The organism is Actinophytocola sp. (assembly GCF_049647105.1).
GTDB lineage: Bacteria > Actinomycetota > Actinomycetes > Mycobacteriales > Pseudonocardiaceae > Actinophytocola.
In genome coordinates, this window is record NZ_JBARWZ010000223.1 from 17,767 (window position 1) to 31,633 (window position 13,867).

Below are 13,867 nucleotides of genomic sequence, written 5' to 3' on the forward strand. Positions count from 1 at the left end.
CAATGAAGGCGTGACGGACGAGGGTGGCGAGTCGGCGTGCTGGCTCGCCAGCGTGTGCCAGGAATGCGGCGCACTCACCGAGGAGGAACCACCGACGACCTGCGCTCGCTGTGGTGCGCGGGTGACGGTTCCTGACGACTGACGCCGGACCGCGTGGAAAACTGCTCGGCATGCACGCACTGGGGGCGGTGCTCGCGGTCGCGGGCACCCTGCTGTTGTCCGGAGCACCGTCGGCGGCCGCCCAGCCGCCGACGGTGATCGAGCAACTCGAACAGAACCGGATCGTGCGACTGCCGGGCGCGGTCGCCACCCTCGACGACGCACGGGTACTCGCGGGCCTGCCCGCGAACGGCCGCGTGCTGCTCGCACCCACATCGGGCCTGCCGGACCTCGGCGCGCTGCGGTCGTGGGCCCACGCCGCGGGCGTCGGCCTGACCGTGGTCGAAGGACTGTGGATCGAGAGCCCGCTGAGGAAGCTCCCACTGGCAACGGCCGACGAGAACACGCTGCGCCGGGTACTCACCACCCACGACGTCACCGACGCGGTGCTTGGCAAACAGTCGCCCGCACCGGCGACCGTCCCGGCCACCGCAGCACAGCTCGACCAGCTGCCGGTGAGCCGGCCCCGGGCAGGTGTCCGGGTGGCGAGATCACCCGAGCCGTTCGTCGACTACGCCAGCGGTCTCGCCGCCCGCTCCCCGGGCGTGCTGATCGTCGTCGCGCATGGTGACTGGCTCGAGTTCGCCGGCCCGGGCGCGGACCAGGCCGAGCACGCCCGCGACGCCACCTACGGCCCGGCACTCCTGAACCGCGGCCGCCCAACCGACGTGGTGGACACCGTCCTTGCCCGGCTGGCCGAGCCCGCACGCCCGATCTTCGACCTGCCACGACCGGAGCGGTTCGAATTCAAGTCCGTTGTCATGTACGTCGCGGCGGGGACCGCGGCGGCCACGATCGGTATGTGGCTGCTCTTCCTGTACCTGCGGCGGACCCTGCGCCGTCTCGACGCGGGGGTGGCGATGCGCGAGGAACGGGCGGAGGCATACCTGCGGCTCGAGGAGCTGGGTGACTTGCTGATCGAGGTCGAGAGCAACGGCCAGGCTGTCGACCCGCGGATCGCGGAGCGGCTCGCCACCGCACGCACGCTGTTCGACCAGGCACACACGCCCGAGGCGATGGCCGCGGTCAGGGAGATCGCCGACGAAGGTTTGTCGGCCGGTCGCGAGGAGAAGCGATGACGACACGGCGCCGCCTGGTCGGTTGGCTGGCCGTGTTCTTCTATCTCCTCGTCATGGGGGCGATCGTCCTCGCCGCTGTCATAGGCGACCAGGAGGCCATCGAGGACGTCGTGAGCGAACGGCTCGGCTACACGTCGGTCCACGTCACGCCCGGCGCGGAGGGAATCCTCGACGCGGATCGCGCCAGGCGGATCGTCGGCGACCGCCCGATCGTGGTCGTGGCGGAACGGCACTTCACGGGTACCACGTGCTACAAGGTCGCTGACGCACTGCCTGGCCTGATTGTTCTCATGGTGAGTGGCGAAGACGCCTGGCCGGTTGCCGACTGCGATGGCGCATCTCGCTACTACAACGTCACGCTGCTGACCGCGACGTTGAGGGCCGCGACGTTCGCCGATGTCGGCCGCGACCGGACGCCGTACGTCGAGGAGTACGTGCGCGTGTTCGACGCGCACGTAGCGGCGACGTTCCCCGGTGTGCCGCCACCGCGTCGCGATCCGGTGCCACCGGCCGACGACGATTGGCTCAACGGCGACCGGGCCGTGGTTCTGATCGCGTCGGGTGCGATGGTCATCGCGTTCCTGGTGGTCCTGTGGTTCCTGATCCGGGAAGTGTGGGCGGCAAGGCGGGAGGCTCTTCTACGGAAGCAGAGTTGGGGGGCCGCCGGCAACGCCCGGCTCAACCGGCTGGCCGACCTGGTCATGCGCGTCGACGAACCCGGCGGGACACCCAGGGAACGGGTGAGGGTCGCGAAGGCGTACGTGCTCCTGCTGCGGGATTTCGAGACCGCGACGACCGGGACGGATCGGGCCGCGGTCGAGGAGAGTCTTGCCGCTCTGGAATGGGAGGTGGGCATCAATCCGGCCGCTCGGGAACGGGAGGTGGGCAGCGCGCCGCGACCGCGATGGGTCCCGGTGTCGGTCGAGCGCATGCGTGCGCGGATCGCCGCCCGGGAGAAGGCGGTGGCCGAGCGGCGCGACGCGACGTGGCGTTCCACCGACCAGAAGGCCCTGCGGCGCGCGGCCGCACAGCAGCGACATGCGGCGAAACAGCGGCGCGAGGACGAACGGCAGGCGCAACGCGCGGAGACGCAGCGGCGCGAGGCCAAGGCGCGGCGGAGACGGCGGAACAAGCGCCAGAGGAAACGCTGACGATGTTCAGTCCCAGCGGGCGCCGTAGGTGAAGCCGCGGGTCAGGTCGGCGAACGTGAGCCGGATCTCGCCCGCGCCGTCCACCGGCACGGACGCGGCGTCGCCGGGCAGGCGGGACACGCGGCGCGGCAGGCGGGTGCGGTCGAAGCGGACCCGTAGCTCGAGGTAATCGCACCGTCGCCCGGGTACGTGCACGAGCTGCCGGGGCAGCACCGGCAACCGGGTCCGCAGCGCGAACTCGTGCGCCTCGCCCGGCTGGAGCGGGGCGGGCAGCGTGAGCACCCCCGACCGCAGCGTGCCGCCGTACGCGACCGCCACCTCGCGGCCGGCGGGCAAGGGAAGGTGGAGTTCGCACAGCTCCTGTGCGGCCACCACACGATGGTGTTCGAGCACTTCCGGCACCATCCGGTCGAGCATCGCGATCACCCGGGTTTCCGTGGTGTGCCAGCCGTTTTCCGTCGGCGTCCCGACACGCAGCGGGGTGCAGGCGAGCTGCGCCAGCTGATGGATGCCCTCGTCGATCCGGCGCCGCGCGGTGCGTGGTTCGCGCTCGATGCGGGCCGCTATCCACGCCACGCGGTCCTGGTAGAGCGGGTGGCGTGCCGAGGGGAGCATGCCGAACGCGGCGAGCACGGCCATGCGCAGGTCGTCCGGCAGTTCGGTGGCCAGGCACGCGACGCGGCGGCCGACCCGGTAGCGGATCTCGCCGGGGCTGGCCTGGTCGGTCACGCCGCACAGTTCCCGCAGCGCCTGCCCGACCCGGTCGGCGACGTTGCCAGCGAAGAGGCCCCGGCCCTTGCGCAGTGTCTTGAGGTCACCGACCAGCTCGGCGTGTGTGGCCATCGTGTCCTCCTCCGGCAGTACGGATCAGTTCGGTGCGGCCAGCCGTTCGACGTGCGACGTCGAGTCGACCGTGGTGGGCGGGGCGAGGTCGGGGGTGCCGCCGACGCCGAAGTACACGCCGACCGCGATGCCCAGTACGAAACACAGCACGACCAGCCGGAGCATGCCCGGCAGCGAGACGAGGATCTTCATCATTTCCTCCACGGATTCGTTGACACACAACAAGAATGCGTCCGAATCTCCCGGGTGGACACCCGTTTCCCGTTGCCTGCCGGGACAGGCAACGGGAAACGGGCCGTGCGATGCGGCTACCCCCAGCACAGCCGCATCGCACGGGCTCCTCACGGCAACGCACCGAGCCAGCACTCCGCCGCCGGTCGGCGGCCCGGTTCAGCCGCGCGCGTGGCGAGCAGGGTCAGCGCGGGCCCGAGTCGCCCGCGCAGCAACGGTTTCGCGCGTACCTCCTCGGGGGTGACCCGGTGGTTGCCGAGCAGCAGGCGCAGTGTCAGCAGCGCCAGCTTGTACCGGTCGGTGTCCAGCGTGACGTCGCGCGGGCACGCCGGGTCCGCCCAGCCTGCCGTGTCCGCGGGCCGCACCGCGGGCGGCCTGCCAGTGAGGCGGAACCCGTCGCAGTCGATCGCGAACACGCCGGGGCCACCGGAAAGGGTCCACAGCAGGTTCCGCATGGACACGTCGCCGACCACGACGTCGTGGTCGTGCAGCGTCCGGAACAGCTCCACGAACCCCGCGGCGAGCCCGCGCCGTTCCGCCTCCGTCGGCAGCGTCAGGTCCGCCCACATCGCGCGCCGCGGGTACAGCAGGTACTGCAACTCCAGCAGCCGCCTGCCGCCCGCGATGGTCGTGGCGAACCGGTCGGGTGCCTCCGGCATCAGCAGCCCGACGCACCGGCCGTGGTGGAAGACGCGCCCGCTCGGCCACGCCGTGCGGGTGGCGACCACGTCGCGTGCGGGCAGGTCGATCAGGCGCCCCAGTTCGGTGGCCAGCACGGCCACCTCGCGGTGGTACAGCTTCAGCAGCGTGCCCGATGGCCGCGCCAGCCGGAACACGGTGCCCTGCCCGCCTTCCGCGACCTTCGCGGCCGCGGTCAGGTCGGTGAGCTGCGTGTCCCCTAGCGGGCCCACACCACCACCGCCGTCCGGTCGTCGTCGAACGCGCGGAGGTCGAACTGGAGGTGATGCAGGAAGGCGACCGGGCCCGGCGGTTCCGCCCACGCCTGCGTCAGATAGGTGCCGATCGGCGACTTCCGTGCCGGGGTGCCGAGCCCGGCCGTCGCGATCACCAGCGCCTCACCCGGCCGCAGCACCCCGCGCACCCCGTCGGCGGGGCCACGCGGCGACGGCAGGAGGTCCGCGTCCGCGCCGCGATTGCCGAACAGCGGCAGGAACACCTCGTCGCTCAGCATCATCGCGGGGCTGTTGCCGACCCGTACCGCCCGGTACCGGTGGCCCTGCCCGGACCAGCCCAGCTCGACGGCCGCGACCGTGAGGGTGGTCCGCCTGCACTCCGGGTTCGGCCCTGCCTCCCGCACCACGCGGTCCGCCTGCCGCAGCGCGCTGACCATGTCCACGGCGTCCAGGTCCGCGCCGGGCAGTGCCCACGTCAGGTAGCTCAGCGCGTGGCGGACCGCGAGCTGTGCGCCGCGGTGTGCGTGGGACGCGGCGCCGAACCCGTCGGCGACCGCCATGAGCACGTACCGGCCGCCGAGGTCGGCGACGGCCATCGCGTCCTGCCGGACCTCGCCGAGGCTGCGGTGTCCGGCACCGCGCGCCGAGGCCGCCCTGACCTCGAGCGTGCCGACGCGGGCCGCGTCGAGCACGGTGTCCGGCACGTCGGCCACCGCGTCCAGCCGCCACGGCTGCCCGGCCGCGCGGGACGGCTGGCCAAGCTCCCGGGGCCGGAAGACGCCCCGGTCGCCCCACACGTCGGTCATCACAGCCGATCGATCCTCAGCGCGGTGAAGCCCGCCACATGCGTCGGGACCCGCAGCAGCAGGTCGCTGTCGCTGACGGAGTGGACCACCGACGTGGTGAGCGCCCGCGCGAACCCGTGCAGCGCGGCGGCCGGGCTCACGCCGCCGCGGCTCATGAACGCCTGGAACGTGCCTATCCGGCCGATCGTTGCGGCGTCCGCGTCGCCGATCCCGAACGCGATGATGTTCGGCCGTGCGCGCCATTCCGGGTCAGTGAGCCGCTCGTACGCGGCGGGCCAGGCCGCCGGGTCGGTGGGATGCCCGTCGGACAGGAAGAACACGGCGGGCCGGTACACCTGGTACGCGTCGGCCTTCAGCCTCGCCACGTCCTCGGAGATGGCCTCGCGGAGCAGCGTGAACGCCTCACCGAAGTTCGTGCCCGCCTGTGAGGCCAGCCCGACGAGTCGCACGACGTCGCTCGGGCTGCACAGCGGCTGCAACACCTCGGCGATTCCCGCGAACCCGATGAGGCAGAACCTTGTCTTGTCGGCCACCACGGGGTCGGTGCCGACGGCGGCGTGCAGTTGCGCCAACCCGTCGTTCAACGCGTCGAGGTGGTCGGCCATCGAATAGGACTGGTCGCACACCACGTAAAACGGCAGTATTTGTTCTGGCATTCTCGGCCCTCCCGCCGGGGAGGATGACGCGCGCACCCGCACCAGATCTGGATCAGATATGGACTTTCGGTTGTTCGGCCCGTTCGAGGTGTGGCACGACGGTGCGGCGGTGGACCCGGGGGACCTCCAGCAGCGCTACGTGCTGGTGATCCTGCTTCTCAACGCCAACCGGGCGGTGACAAGGGAATACCTGCAGGAATGGGTGTGGCGCGGGCAGGACCAACCCCGTTCGGACCTGATCACGAGTTACATCGCGCGGCTGAGGAAGGTCTTCAAGGACACCGACGAGGTAGTGATAGACAAAACCCCGACGGGCTATCTGTTGCGCGTCGACCCTGACCTGGTCGACCTGAACCGCTTCCGCACCCTGTACAGGCAGGCGCACAGGACCGGCGACGTCGCGACCTACCACGCGGCACTGGACCTGTGGCGCGGCCGGTTCCTGTCCGACATGGACGTGGACCGGGTCGGCGGCCCGACGGTGGCGCCGTCTGACGAGGAGCGCGTCGACGCGCTGGTGGATCTGGCCGAGCTGGAGCTGGCGGCGGGGCAGCACCGCCGGATCCGCGACCGGCTGCGTCCGGTGTGGGAGGAGGACCGCACCCAGCAGCGGATCGCGGCGGCGTTGATGCGGGCGCTGATCCAGTCGGGGGATCACGTGCGGGCGGTGGAGGTGTACCACCAGACCCGTGAGGCGCTCGACGAGTACGGCATGGACGTGTCCCGTGAGCTGCGGGAAGCGATGCGGCGGGCGCAGTACGGGGACCGGCTCAGCTCGCTGCCGATGCGGCAGGGCAGGTTCACTGGCCGCGCGGACGAGCTGGCGTTCGTGGACTCGGTGGCCCGGTCCTCGGTGGAGGACGGCCCGTCGGTGCTGTGGATCTCCGGCATGCCCGGCGTCGGCAAGACCGCGCTGGCGGTGAACGCCGCACACCGCCTCGGCGAGGTCTTCCCCGACGGCCGCCTGTTCGTCGACCTCACCGGCTTCACCCCGAACGTCGCGCCCGCGACGCCGGCGGCCGCGCTGGCCCGCCTGCTCACCGATCTCGGCGTGCCACCGGAGGCCATCCCGGAGTCCACCTCGGCCCGCGCCGACCTGTACCGGTCGACCGTCGATGGCACCCGAACCCTTGTCGTGCTGGACAACGCCGGGTCGGCCGAGCAGGTCGAGCCGCTGCTGGGCGGCACGCTCACGCTGGTCACGAGCCGTGAACAGGGCGCGCTGACCGCCACCGAGCACCTCCGCCTCGAACCGCTGCCGCCGCACGAGGCCGTCGAGCTGTTCCGCAAGCTGGTCAGCACCGAACGCGTGCACGGCCACGTCGACCAGGTCCGCGAGGTCGTCGCGTTGTGCGGGCACGTGCCGCTGCTGGTCCACCTGGTGGCCGCCCAGTTCCAGCGGCACGTGCGCTGGCCGCTGACCCACCTGCTCGGCCTGCTGCGCGAGGTGTCGCCGGTCAGCCCGGACACCACGTTCTCCCAGGCCGCGACCATGGCCTGCACGGTGTCCTACGACCAGCTCACCGAGGAACAACGGACGCTGTTCCGGTTTTTCGCCCTGGCCCCCGGTTCTGACCTGTCCGCGCCGGGGGCGGCCGCACTGATGGGGGTGAAACGGGCGCGGGGCCTCCTCGAGGACCTGCACCGGGTGAGCCTGCTTGAGGAGTCCGCCCCGGAACGCTTCCAGATGCTCGATCCGCTCCGGGACTACGTGCTCGCCGCGCACCCGCCGGGGGACCGGGTCACCCCGGTGGACCGCCTGCTCGACTTCTACCTGGTCACCACGGAAGCCGCGATCGACACCCTGTTCCCCTACGACCGCGACCGCCATCCCGCGGTGACCGCGACCAGCCCGGTGGCACTGTCGTTCCCCGACGAGGACGCGGCCAGGGGGTGGCTCGACGACGAGCGGCACAATCTGGTGGCCGCCGTCTACCACGCAGCGGGCCACAACCGCACGGAACACACCTGGCAGCTGTCCGTGTTGCTGTGGCGGTACTTCTACGTCGGTGGCCATCTGCGCGACTGGACCGAGACGCTGCAACGCGCGGCGGCGGTCCTCGACGGATCGGACAACACGCTGGGCCTCGCCCACGTGCGGCTGCGGCTGGCGAACGCGCGGTGGCGCTCCGGCGCGCTCACCGAGGCAAGGACGCTCGCGGAGCAGACGCTGCCGCTGTGGGTGGCGATCGGGGACGCGCTCGGCGAGGCGGGCACCCACGTCGTGATCGCGTCCACCGCCCACAAGCTCGGCGACTTCGAAGCCGCCGTCGAGCACTACGCGACGGCGCTGGCCAGGTACGAGCTGATCGGGGACGAAAGCGGCCAGGCACACACGCTCGACCTGCTGGGGGTGGTGAACGAGCGCCGAGGCGACCTGATCGCCGCCGAGAACCACCACCTGGCGGCCATCGCGCTGCTACGCGGCCTCGGGCACCGGGAGGGCCTCGCGCACTCCCTGGACAACCTGGGCTGCGTGCGGCAGCGGCTCGGCAGGCTCGACGAGGCGTTCGCCGACCACACCGAGTCCCGCGAGCTGGCCATCGAGCTTGGGGACCGGGCGTGCGAGGCGTACGCGCTCAACAACCTCGGCAACACCCACCGCCTCGCGGGCCGGTACGACAAGGCCGTCGAGTGCCAGCAGCAGGCCAGGCGGGTCGCGGACCTCGTCATCGACCCGAACCTGCGCACCCAGCTGTACCTCGACCGAGGCGAGACCGCCCTGGCGACCGGCGACGCCACGGCGGCACTGCACGCCTACCGCGCCGCGCTCGACCTGTCGGCGGGCATGGGAGAGCGGGCACAGCGCGCCAGGGCCAACCACCGCATCGCACACGTCCTCCACGACACCGGCCGCCACCATCCGGCCAACTGGCGCGACGCCCTCGCCGAGTACACCGAACTCGGCTTACTGGAAGCCGACGAGATCCGCGCCGAGCTGGACAAGCTGACCTGCGACTGTGCTAGTGCCGGTTAGCGCAGGAGCGGGAGCAGTTCGCCCTGCAGCTCACCGACCGCGGGGTGGTTGCGCCACCGGTTCAGGGTCCGGTTCAGTTCACGCAGCTGGATCCGCACGGTTGCCGAGTCCACGACCGCCACATCGGCCAGTACCTCCCTGGTCGCGAGGCACGCCTGCTCGATCTCGCCGTCCTGAGCGTGCGCGAGTGCCCGGCGCACCCCGAACCGGGCCCGTGCCCGCCGCGCGGTCGGCGGGATCACGAGCATCTGCCGGTCGAGCAGCTCGGCCGCCTCGCGGGGCCTGCCGAGGTCGAACAGGGCCAGGCCGCGCACCAGTGCCAGGTCGTCCGGCACGGAGGCCGCGCCCAGCACCGGCTGCCCGTTCTGTTCGCGGACGGCGAGCAGTGCTGCGGAGCGGTCCAGCGCGTCCTCACAACTGCTCACGTCACCCGCGAGCGCGTGGCCCTGTGCTTCGCACCGCGCGGCGAGCCCGAGGATGCGCGGCCCGGCGGTCCGGTCCTGCTGTGCCCTCTGTGCCAGCTCGATGGTGCCTGCCGGGTCCTGCCGGTGCAGCGCGATCTCCGCGTGCCGGATCAATGCGAAGGTAGCGAGGTGCGGGTCGTGCTCCGCGGCGATCCTGACCGCGCGGTCGGTCCATCGCAGCGCGTCGGCCTCGCGGCCGGCCTCCTGGCTCATCCAGCCCGCGTACTCGGCGACCCGCGCGGCGAGCAGTACCAGCTCCGTCCGCATGGGTTCCGGGTTGTCGAGCGCGAGGGTGCGCAGCGTGTGCAGGTGTGCGATCACCTGCCCGATCACCAGTGACGGGCTCGTCATGGTGCCGAGCTGGCGGTGCTGGTCGAACGACCCGCGCAGCACGGTGAACGTCCGGTCGTCGATCGCGGGCCTGGCCGAGCGGGTCATCGCGTAGCCGAGCAGGGCGCCCGCACCGGCGAGGACCTGGCGGCGCGGCATCTCCGAATACCGGAGCGTGCCGTCCTCGTCCAGCTCGAGCACCCACACGTCCTCGGGCGGCGCCTGCTCGGCCCGCCGCGGTGCGGGCCGCACCGCGGCCGCGAGCGCGCCACCCGTCCCCAGCACGTTGTCGCACAATCTGGCGAACCCCGCGCTGGGCCTCGTGTGCCCGTTCTCGATCTTGCTGACCTGGCCCTTGCTGTAGTTGGTCTGCCTGGCCAGCTCTCCGAGTGACATACCCGCCGCCACTCGCAAATTCCGCAACAATGTGCCGAACTCGGTCACCGGCGCCTCCCCAGCTTTTCCCTGCCGAGTACACCATCGCCAAGAACCGAGCGCAATGTTACGCCGGCGCCGGGATTTCTCCCGGCGCCGGATTCCGCTCAGTTGTTCCAGTCGTGCCCGTTGGTCGTCGCGGTGGTCGGCGGGGGCGGGGGCGGCGGGTCCTCACCGGCGGACGCCGAGGTGGCGCCGAGGAACGGGATGGCGACCGCGAGGGCAGCGGTGCTCGCGAGCAATGCGATCCGGGTCGTGAAAACGGCAGCACGGGAGTGCGACATGATTCCTCCTGGTATTGTTCCCGGCGCCGGATTGGCGCCTACCAAGAGAATTCAGGACGCGATTCTGGACAACAATGAGTTTCCTGTTTCACGATTCAACAGGAAACGGGAAACGCCTTCAGAGCAGGCCGCGTGCTTTCGCGGACAGCACCGCGAACGTGCTTCCCGCATGCGGGAGCTGCCCGTCCAGGGTCATCCCGAACAGCTCATCGACCGGGAACCAGTGCAGCTCGAGGTCGGACTCGCCCGGCTCGAGGGAGTGTTCGCCGAACGTGAGCCCGGTGGCGAGGAACGCGTGGTCGCGGTGGTTGGTGAGCGAGTCGGCGCAGTTGATCGCGCCGAGCGTGGACCATTTCCGCGCGACCACGCCGGTCTCCTCGGCCAGCTCACGGCGGGCCGCCTCCTCCGGACAGCTGTCGCGGTCATCGATCCGCCCGGCGGGCAGCCGCCACTGCGGCTCGCCGTGTGTGTAGATCCACTGCCGCGTGACCGCGACCTGGCTGTCGTCCGCGAGGGCGAGCACGGTCACCGCGGACGGCGCGCGCACATGGTCGTAGGGCCCGACCGAACCGTCCGGCCTGCGTGCCTCGTCCCGGCGCACCTCGAACCACCCTGAGGTGAACCGCACCTCGGAGGTCAACTGCTCCCAGCCTCTGCCGGCCCACTCGCCCACCACTTCGCAAGTCAACCGTGACCTGGCAATCCACGTCCAATCCATGTCCCGTCCGTGTCCACTGCCGACACTGCGCCCATGGCTGCGCTACAGGCCGACCGCTACCGGCTACTGCACCCGACCTGGGGCGATCGGTACGGCATGACGCACATCGCCGTGAGTCGGGACGGCACCCCGGTGACGGTCCGCGTACTGGCGTCGGACCGTCCCGCGCCCCGCCGCGCGGTCATCGATCTGATCACCGGCATCCGCCACCCGAACCTGGCGACCGTGCGTGACGTCCTCGTCGACGGCCGGGTCGCCATCGCCGCCGACGCCGTACTCGGCAGGTCTCTGCGCCGCGCCCGCCTGGGGACCGACGAGCTGCTGCGGGTGGGCTCGGGGCTCACCGGGGCCCTCACGGCGCTCCACGAGCACGGCGTCTGGCATCGAACCCTCAGCCCGTCGACCGTCATGCTCGACGACCTGGGCAGGGCGGTGCTGACCGATGTGGCCGTCGGTCACCTGCTCGACCTGCCAGGCTCGGCGGCCGATGACTGGCGGGCGCTGGCCGAGCTGTTGTCGACCGTCTGGCGGAACACGCACGGTCGGTGGCGTCGCCCACCGCCCACGCTGCGCGATGTGTGGGCGGACACCATGGCAAGGGCCCGCGATATGGGATAGGAACAGGCCATGAGTGACAACGAGGCCACGCTGTTGTGGCGTCCGGACCCAGGCCGCGTCGAGGAGAGCAGGATGGCCGGGTTCCGCCGGTGGCTGGCGGCGGAGCGGGGCGTCGAGGTGGCCGACTACCAGGCACTGTGGGAGTGGTCCACGGGTGATCTGGAGGCGTTCTGGGGCGCGCTGGCGGAGTACCTGGGGGTGCGTTTCCACACAAGGGCGGAGCGAGTCCTGGCGTCGGCCGACATGCCGGGCGCGCAGTGGTTCCCCGGCGCGACGCTCAACTACGCGGAACAGGCACTCTCGGCAGGCGCGGACGACGACCCGGCGGTGGTCTTCGAACGCGAGGACGGCTACGCGGAGCAACTCACCTACGGCGAACTGCGCGCGGAGGTGGCCGCGGTCCGGGCCGCGCTGGTCGACCTGGGCGTGCGGCGAGGCGACCGGGTGGTGGCGCTGGCCCCGAACACCCCACGCACGCTGGTGGCGTTCCTGGCGGCCGCGTCCCTCGGCGCGACGTGGTCGTCCTGCTCGCCGGACTTCGGCGTGCGGGCCGTCGCCGACCGGTTCACGCAGATCGAGCCGGTGGTCCTCTTCGCCGTCGACGGGTATCGCTACAACGGCCGGGCCTTCGACGTCCGCCCCACGATCGACAAGCTCCAGGACGAGATCCCCACGTTGCGGGCCACGGTCCTGATCGACTACCTGTCGTCGGAGGCGACCGCGCCGAACACCACCCCGTGGCGCGAGTTCGTCCGTCCAGGCGTCGAGATGGCCTACGACCCGGTCCCGTTCGACCACCCGCTGTGGGTCCTGTACTCGTCAGGTACGACCGGGCTCCCGAAGGGCATCGTCCAAGGTCACGGCGGCATCGTGGTGGAACACCTGAAGCAGCTGGCGCTCCACGGCGACTTCGGCCCAGGCGAACGGTTCTTCTGGTTCACCACCACGGGCTGGATGATGTGGAACTACCTGGTCTCGGGCCTGATGGTTGGCGCGACGGTGGTGATGTACGACGGCAGCCCCGCGCACCCCGACCTGAACACGTTGTGGGAACTGGCGGCCCGCCACAAGGTCACGTACTTCGGCACGTCGGCGCCGTACATCCAGTCGTGCCTGAAACAACACCTGAAGCCGGCGGCAGACCATGACCTCTCGTCGCTGCGCGCCCTGGGCTCGACAGGCGCCCCGCTGAGCCCGGAGGGCTTCCAGTGGATAGCCGACGAGCTGGGCAAGGACGTCCAGATCTGCTCGGTGTCCGGCGGCACGGACCTGTGCACGGCGTTCGTGGGCTCAGCCCCGGACGTGCCGGTCTGGCTGGGTGAACTGTCCTGCCGGTCACTGGGCGCGGCAGTGGAGGCGTGGTCCCCCGATGGCGAGAAGCTGAGCGACGAGGTGGGCGAGCTGGTCATCACCAAACCGATGCCGTCCATGCCCCTGTACCTGTGGGCCGACCCCTCCGGCGAACGGCTGCGCGAGTCGTACTTCGAGCCCTACCCAGGCACCTGGCGCCACGGCGACTGGATCCGCATCACCCCGAGAGGCTCCGCGGTGATCTACGGCCGCTCGGACTCGACCCTCAACCGCGGCGGCGTCCGCATGGGCACCAGCGAGTTCTACCGGGTGGTCGAAGGCTTCGAGGAGGTCGCGGACTCCCTGGTGATCGACACCTCCTCCGACGTAGAAGGCGAACTGCTGTGCTTCCTGGTGCTGGCCCCGGGCGCGGCACTGCCGGACGTGGAGCCAAGCCTGAGGAAGGCACTGAGGTCGGCGCTGTCCCCGAGGCACGTCCCCGACCGGTTCATCGTGGTCACCGACGTCCCCAGGACCCTGAACGGCAAGAAGTGCGAGGTCCCGGTCAAGAAGATCCTCGCGGGCGTGGCCCCGGAGCGCGCCGTGAGCCTGGACGCACTGGCCAACCCGGACTCCCTGTCAGCGTTCATCCCCAGGTAGCCACCCGGTTTGGAGCCGCGAGGCAGGCGTGTGTAAGGTACTGCCGAGCGGTCTCCGGGAGGCTTCGCCTAGTCTGGTCTATGGCGCCGCACTGCTAATGCGGTTGGGGGCAACCCCTCCCGGGTTCAAATCCCGGAGCCTCCGCCCACAACTGAACAAGCGCCCGTAGCTCAACGGATAGAGCATCTGACTACGGATCAGAAGGTTAGGGGTTCGAATCCCTTCGGGCGCGCAGGTCAGAGGGGGTGTCCG

Annotated in this window: 14 protein-coding genes and 2 tRNA genes; 8 read left to right on the forward strand and 8 right to left on the reverse strand. The window is 71.0% G+C overall.

Translation table 11 applies throughout. From position 1 onward, the window contains the following. Positions 1-10: 10 nt before the first annotated feature. From WBA97_RS26490 to WBA97_RS26500, 3 genes are read left to right on the forward strand one after another with little or no spacing between them, the layout of a single operon-like run. Positions 11-142, forward strand: a complete 132-nt coding sequence (locus WBA97_RS26490; protein ID WP_424233637.1) for a hypothetical protein — start codon at positions 11-13, stop codon at positions 140-142. A 28-nt stretch (positions 143-170) separates the two neighbouring features. After that, positions 171-1,238 carry a hypothetical protein gene (locus WBA97_RS26495; RefSeq protein ID WP_424233638.1) on the forward strand — a complete coding sequence of 356 codons (1,068 nt, stop codon included), beginning with the start codon at positions 171-173 and terminating at the stop codon, positions 1,236-1,238. Continuing rightward, positions 1,235-2,389 carry a hypothetical protein gene (locus tag WBA97_RS26500; RefSeq protein WP_424233639.1) on the forward strand — a complete coding sequence of 385 codons (1,155 nt, stop codon included), beginning with the start codon at positions 1,235-1,237 and terminating at the stop codon, positions 2,387-2,389. Before WBA97_RS26495 ends, WBA97_RS26500 begins: the two co-directional genes overlap by 4 nt. 6 nt (positions 2,390-2,395) lie before the next feature. Here WBA97_RS26500 and WBA97_RS26505 read toward each other — a convergent pair whose 3' ends face one another. The 5 genes from WBA97_RS26505 to WBA97_RS26525 form a co-directional block, all read right to left on the reverse strand. After that, positions 2,396-3,232 (reverse strand): hypothetical protein, encoded by an 837-nt coding sequence (locus WBA97_RS26505; RefSeq protein ID WP_424233640.1) that lies wholly within the window; start codon positions 3,230-3,232, stop codon positions 2,396-2,398. A 24-nt stretch (positions 3,233-3,256) separates the two neighbouring features. Beyond that, positions 3,257-3,427 carry a hypothetical protein gene (locus WBA97_RS26510; RefSeq protein WP_424233641.1) on the reverse strand — a complete coding sequence of 57 codons (171 nt, stop codon included), beginning with the start codon at positions 3,425-3,427 and terminating at the stop codon, positions 3,257-3,259. A gap of 146 nt (positions 3,428-3,573) precedes the next feature. Then, on the reverse strand, positions 3,574-4,374 hold the full coding sequence (locus WBA97_RS26515) for a hypothetical protein (RefSeq protein ID WP_424233642.1): 801 nt from the start codon (positions 4,372-4,374) through the stop codon (positions 3,574-3,576). After that, positions 4,362-5,183 carry a protein phosphatase 2C domain-containing protein gene (locus WBA97_RS26520; RefSeq protein WP_424233643.1) on the reverse strand — a complete coding sequence of 274 codons (822 nt, stop codon included), beginning with the start codon at positions 5,181-5,183 and terminating at the stop codon, positions 4,362-4,364. Before WBA97_RS26520 ends, WBA97_RS26515 begins: the two co-directional genes overlap by 13 nt. Beyond that, positions 5,183-5,839 carry a vWA domain-containing protein gene (locus WBA97_RS26525; RefSeq protein ID WP_424233644.1) on the reverse strand — a complete coding sequence of 219 codons (657 nt, stop codon included), beginning with the start codon at positions 5,837-5,839 and terminating at the stop codon, positions 5,183-5,185. Before WBA97_RS26525 ends, WBA97_RS26520 begins: the two co-directional genes overlap by 1 nt. Before the next feature lie 58 nt (positions 5,840-5,897). Between WBA97_RS26525 and WBA97_RS26530 the strand changes: the two genes are divergently transcribed. Continuing rightward, positions 5,898-8,816, forward strand: a complete 2,919-nt coding sequence (locus WBA97_RS26530) for a tetratricopeptide repeat protein (RefSeq protein ID WP_424233645.1) — start codon at positions 5,898-5,900, stop codon at positions 8,814-8,816. Here the strand turns inward: WBA97_RS26530 and WBA97_RS26535 are convergent. The 3 genes from WBA97_RS26535 to WBA97_RS26545 form a co-directional block, all read right to left on the reverse strand. Further along, positions 8,813-10,054 carry a helix-turn-helix domain-containing protein gene (locus WBA97_RS26535; RefSeq protein ID WP_424233646.1) on the reverse strand — a complete coding sequence of 414 codons (1,242 nt, stop codon included), beginning with the start codon at positions 10,052-10,054 and terminating at the stop codon, positions 8,813-8,815. The two genes, WBA97_RS26530 and WBA97_RS26535, sit on opposite strands and share 4 nt — an antisense overlap. 98 nt (positions 10,055-10,152) lie before the next feature. Beyond that, the gene (locus WBA97_RS26540) at positions 10,153-10,329 is read right to left on the reverse strand and encodes a hypothetical protein (RefSeq protein WP_424233647.1); all 177 of its coding nucleotides are present in this window, start codon (positions 10,327-10,329) and stop codon (positions 10,153-10,155) included. Positions 10,330-10,447: 118 nt separating this feature from the next. Further along, positions 10,448-11,005: an NUDIX domain-containing protein gene (locus WBA97_RS26545; RefSeq protein WP_424233648.1), complete on the reverse strand. Its 558-nt coding sequence runs from the start codon at positions 11,003-11,005 to the stop codon at positions 10,448-10,450. Positions 11,006-11,080: 75 nt separating this feature from the next. Here WBA97_RS26545 and WBA97_RS26550 point away from each other — a divergent pair, with 75 nt between their 5' ends. The 4 genes from WBA97_RS26550 to WBA97_RS26565 all read left to right on the forward strand — a co-directional run bounded on the left by WBA97_RS26550 (position 11,081) and on the right by WBA97_RS26565 (position 13,847). Further along, positions 11,081-11,665, forward strand: coding sequence for a hypothetical protein (locus WBA97_RS26550; protein ID WP_424233649.1), 585 nt, complete (start codon positions 11,081-11,083; stop codon positions 11,663-11,665). Between the two features lie 9 nt (positions 11,666-11,674). Beyond that, positions 11,675-13,615: an acetoacetate--CoA ligase gene (locus tag WBA97_RS26555; protein WP_424233650.1), complete on the forward strand. Its 1,941-nt coding sequence runs from the start codon at positions 11,675-11,677 to the stop codon at positions 13,613-13,615. A 57-nt stretch (positions 13,616-13,672) separates the two neighbouring features. Then, positions 13,673-13,759: transfer RNA gene (locus tag WBA97_RS26560), tRNA-Ser, on the forward strand. A 15-nt stretch (positions 13,760-13,774) separates the two neighbouring features. Next, positions 13,775-13,847, forward strand: a tRNA-Arg gene (locus tag WBA97_RS26565). Positions 13,848-13,867 lie beyond the last annotated feature (20 nt).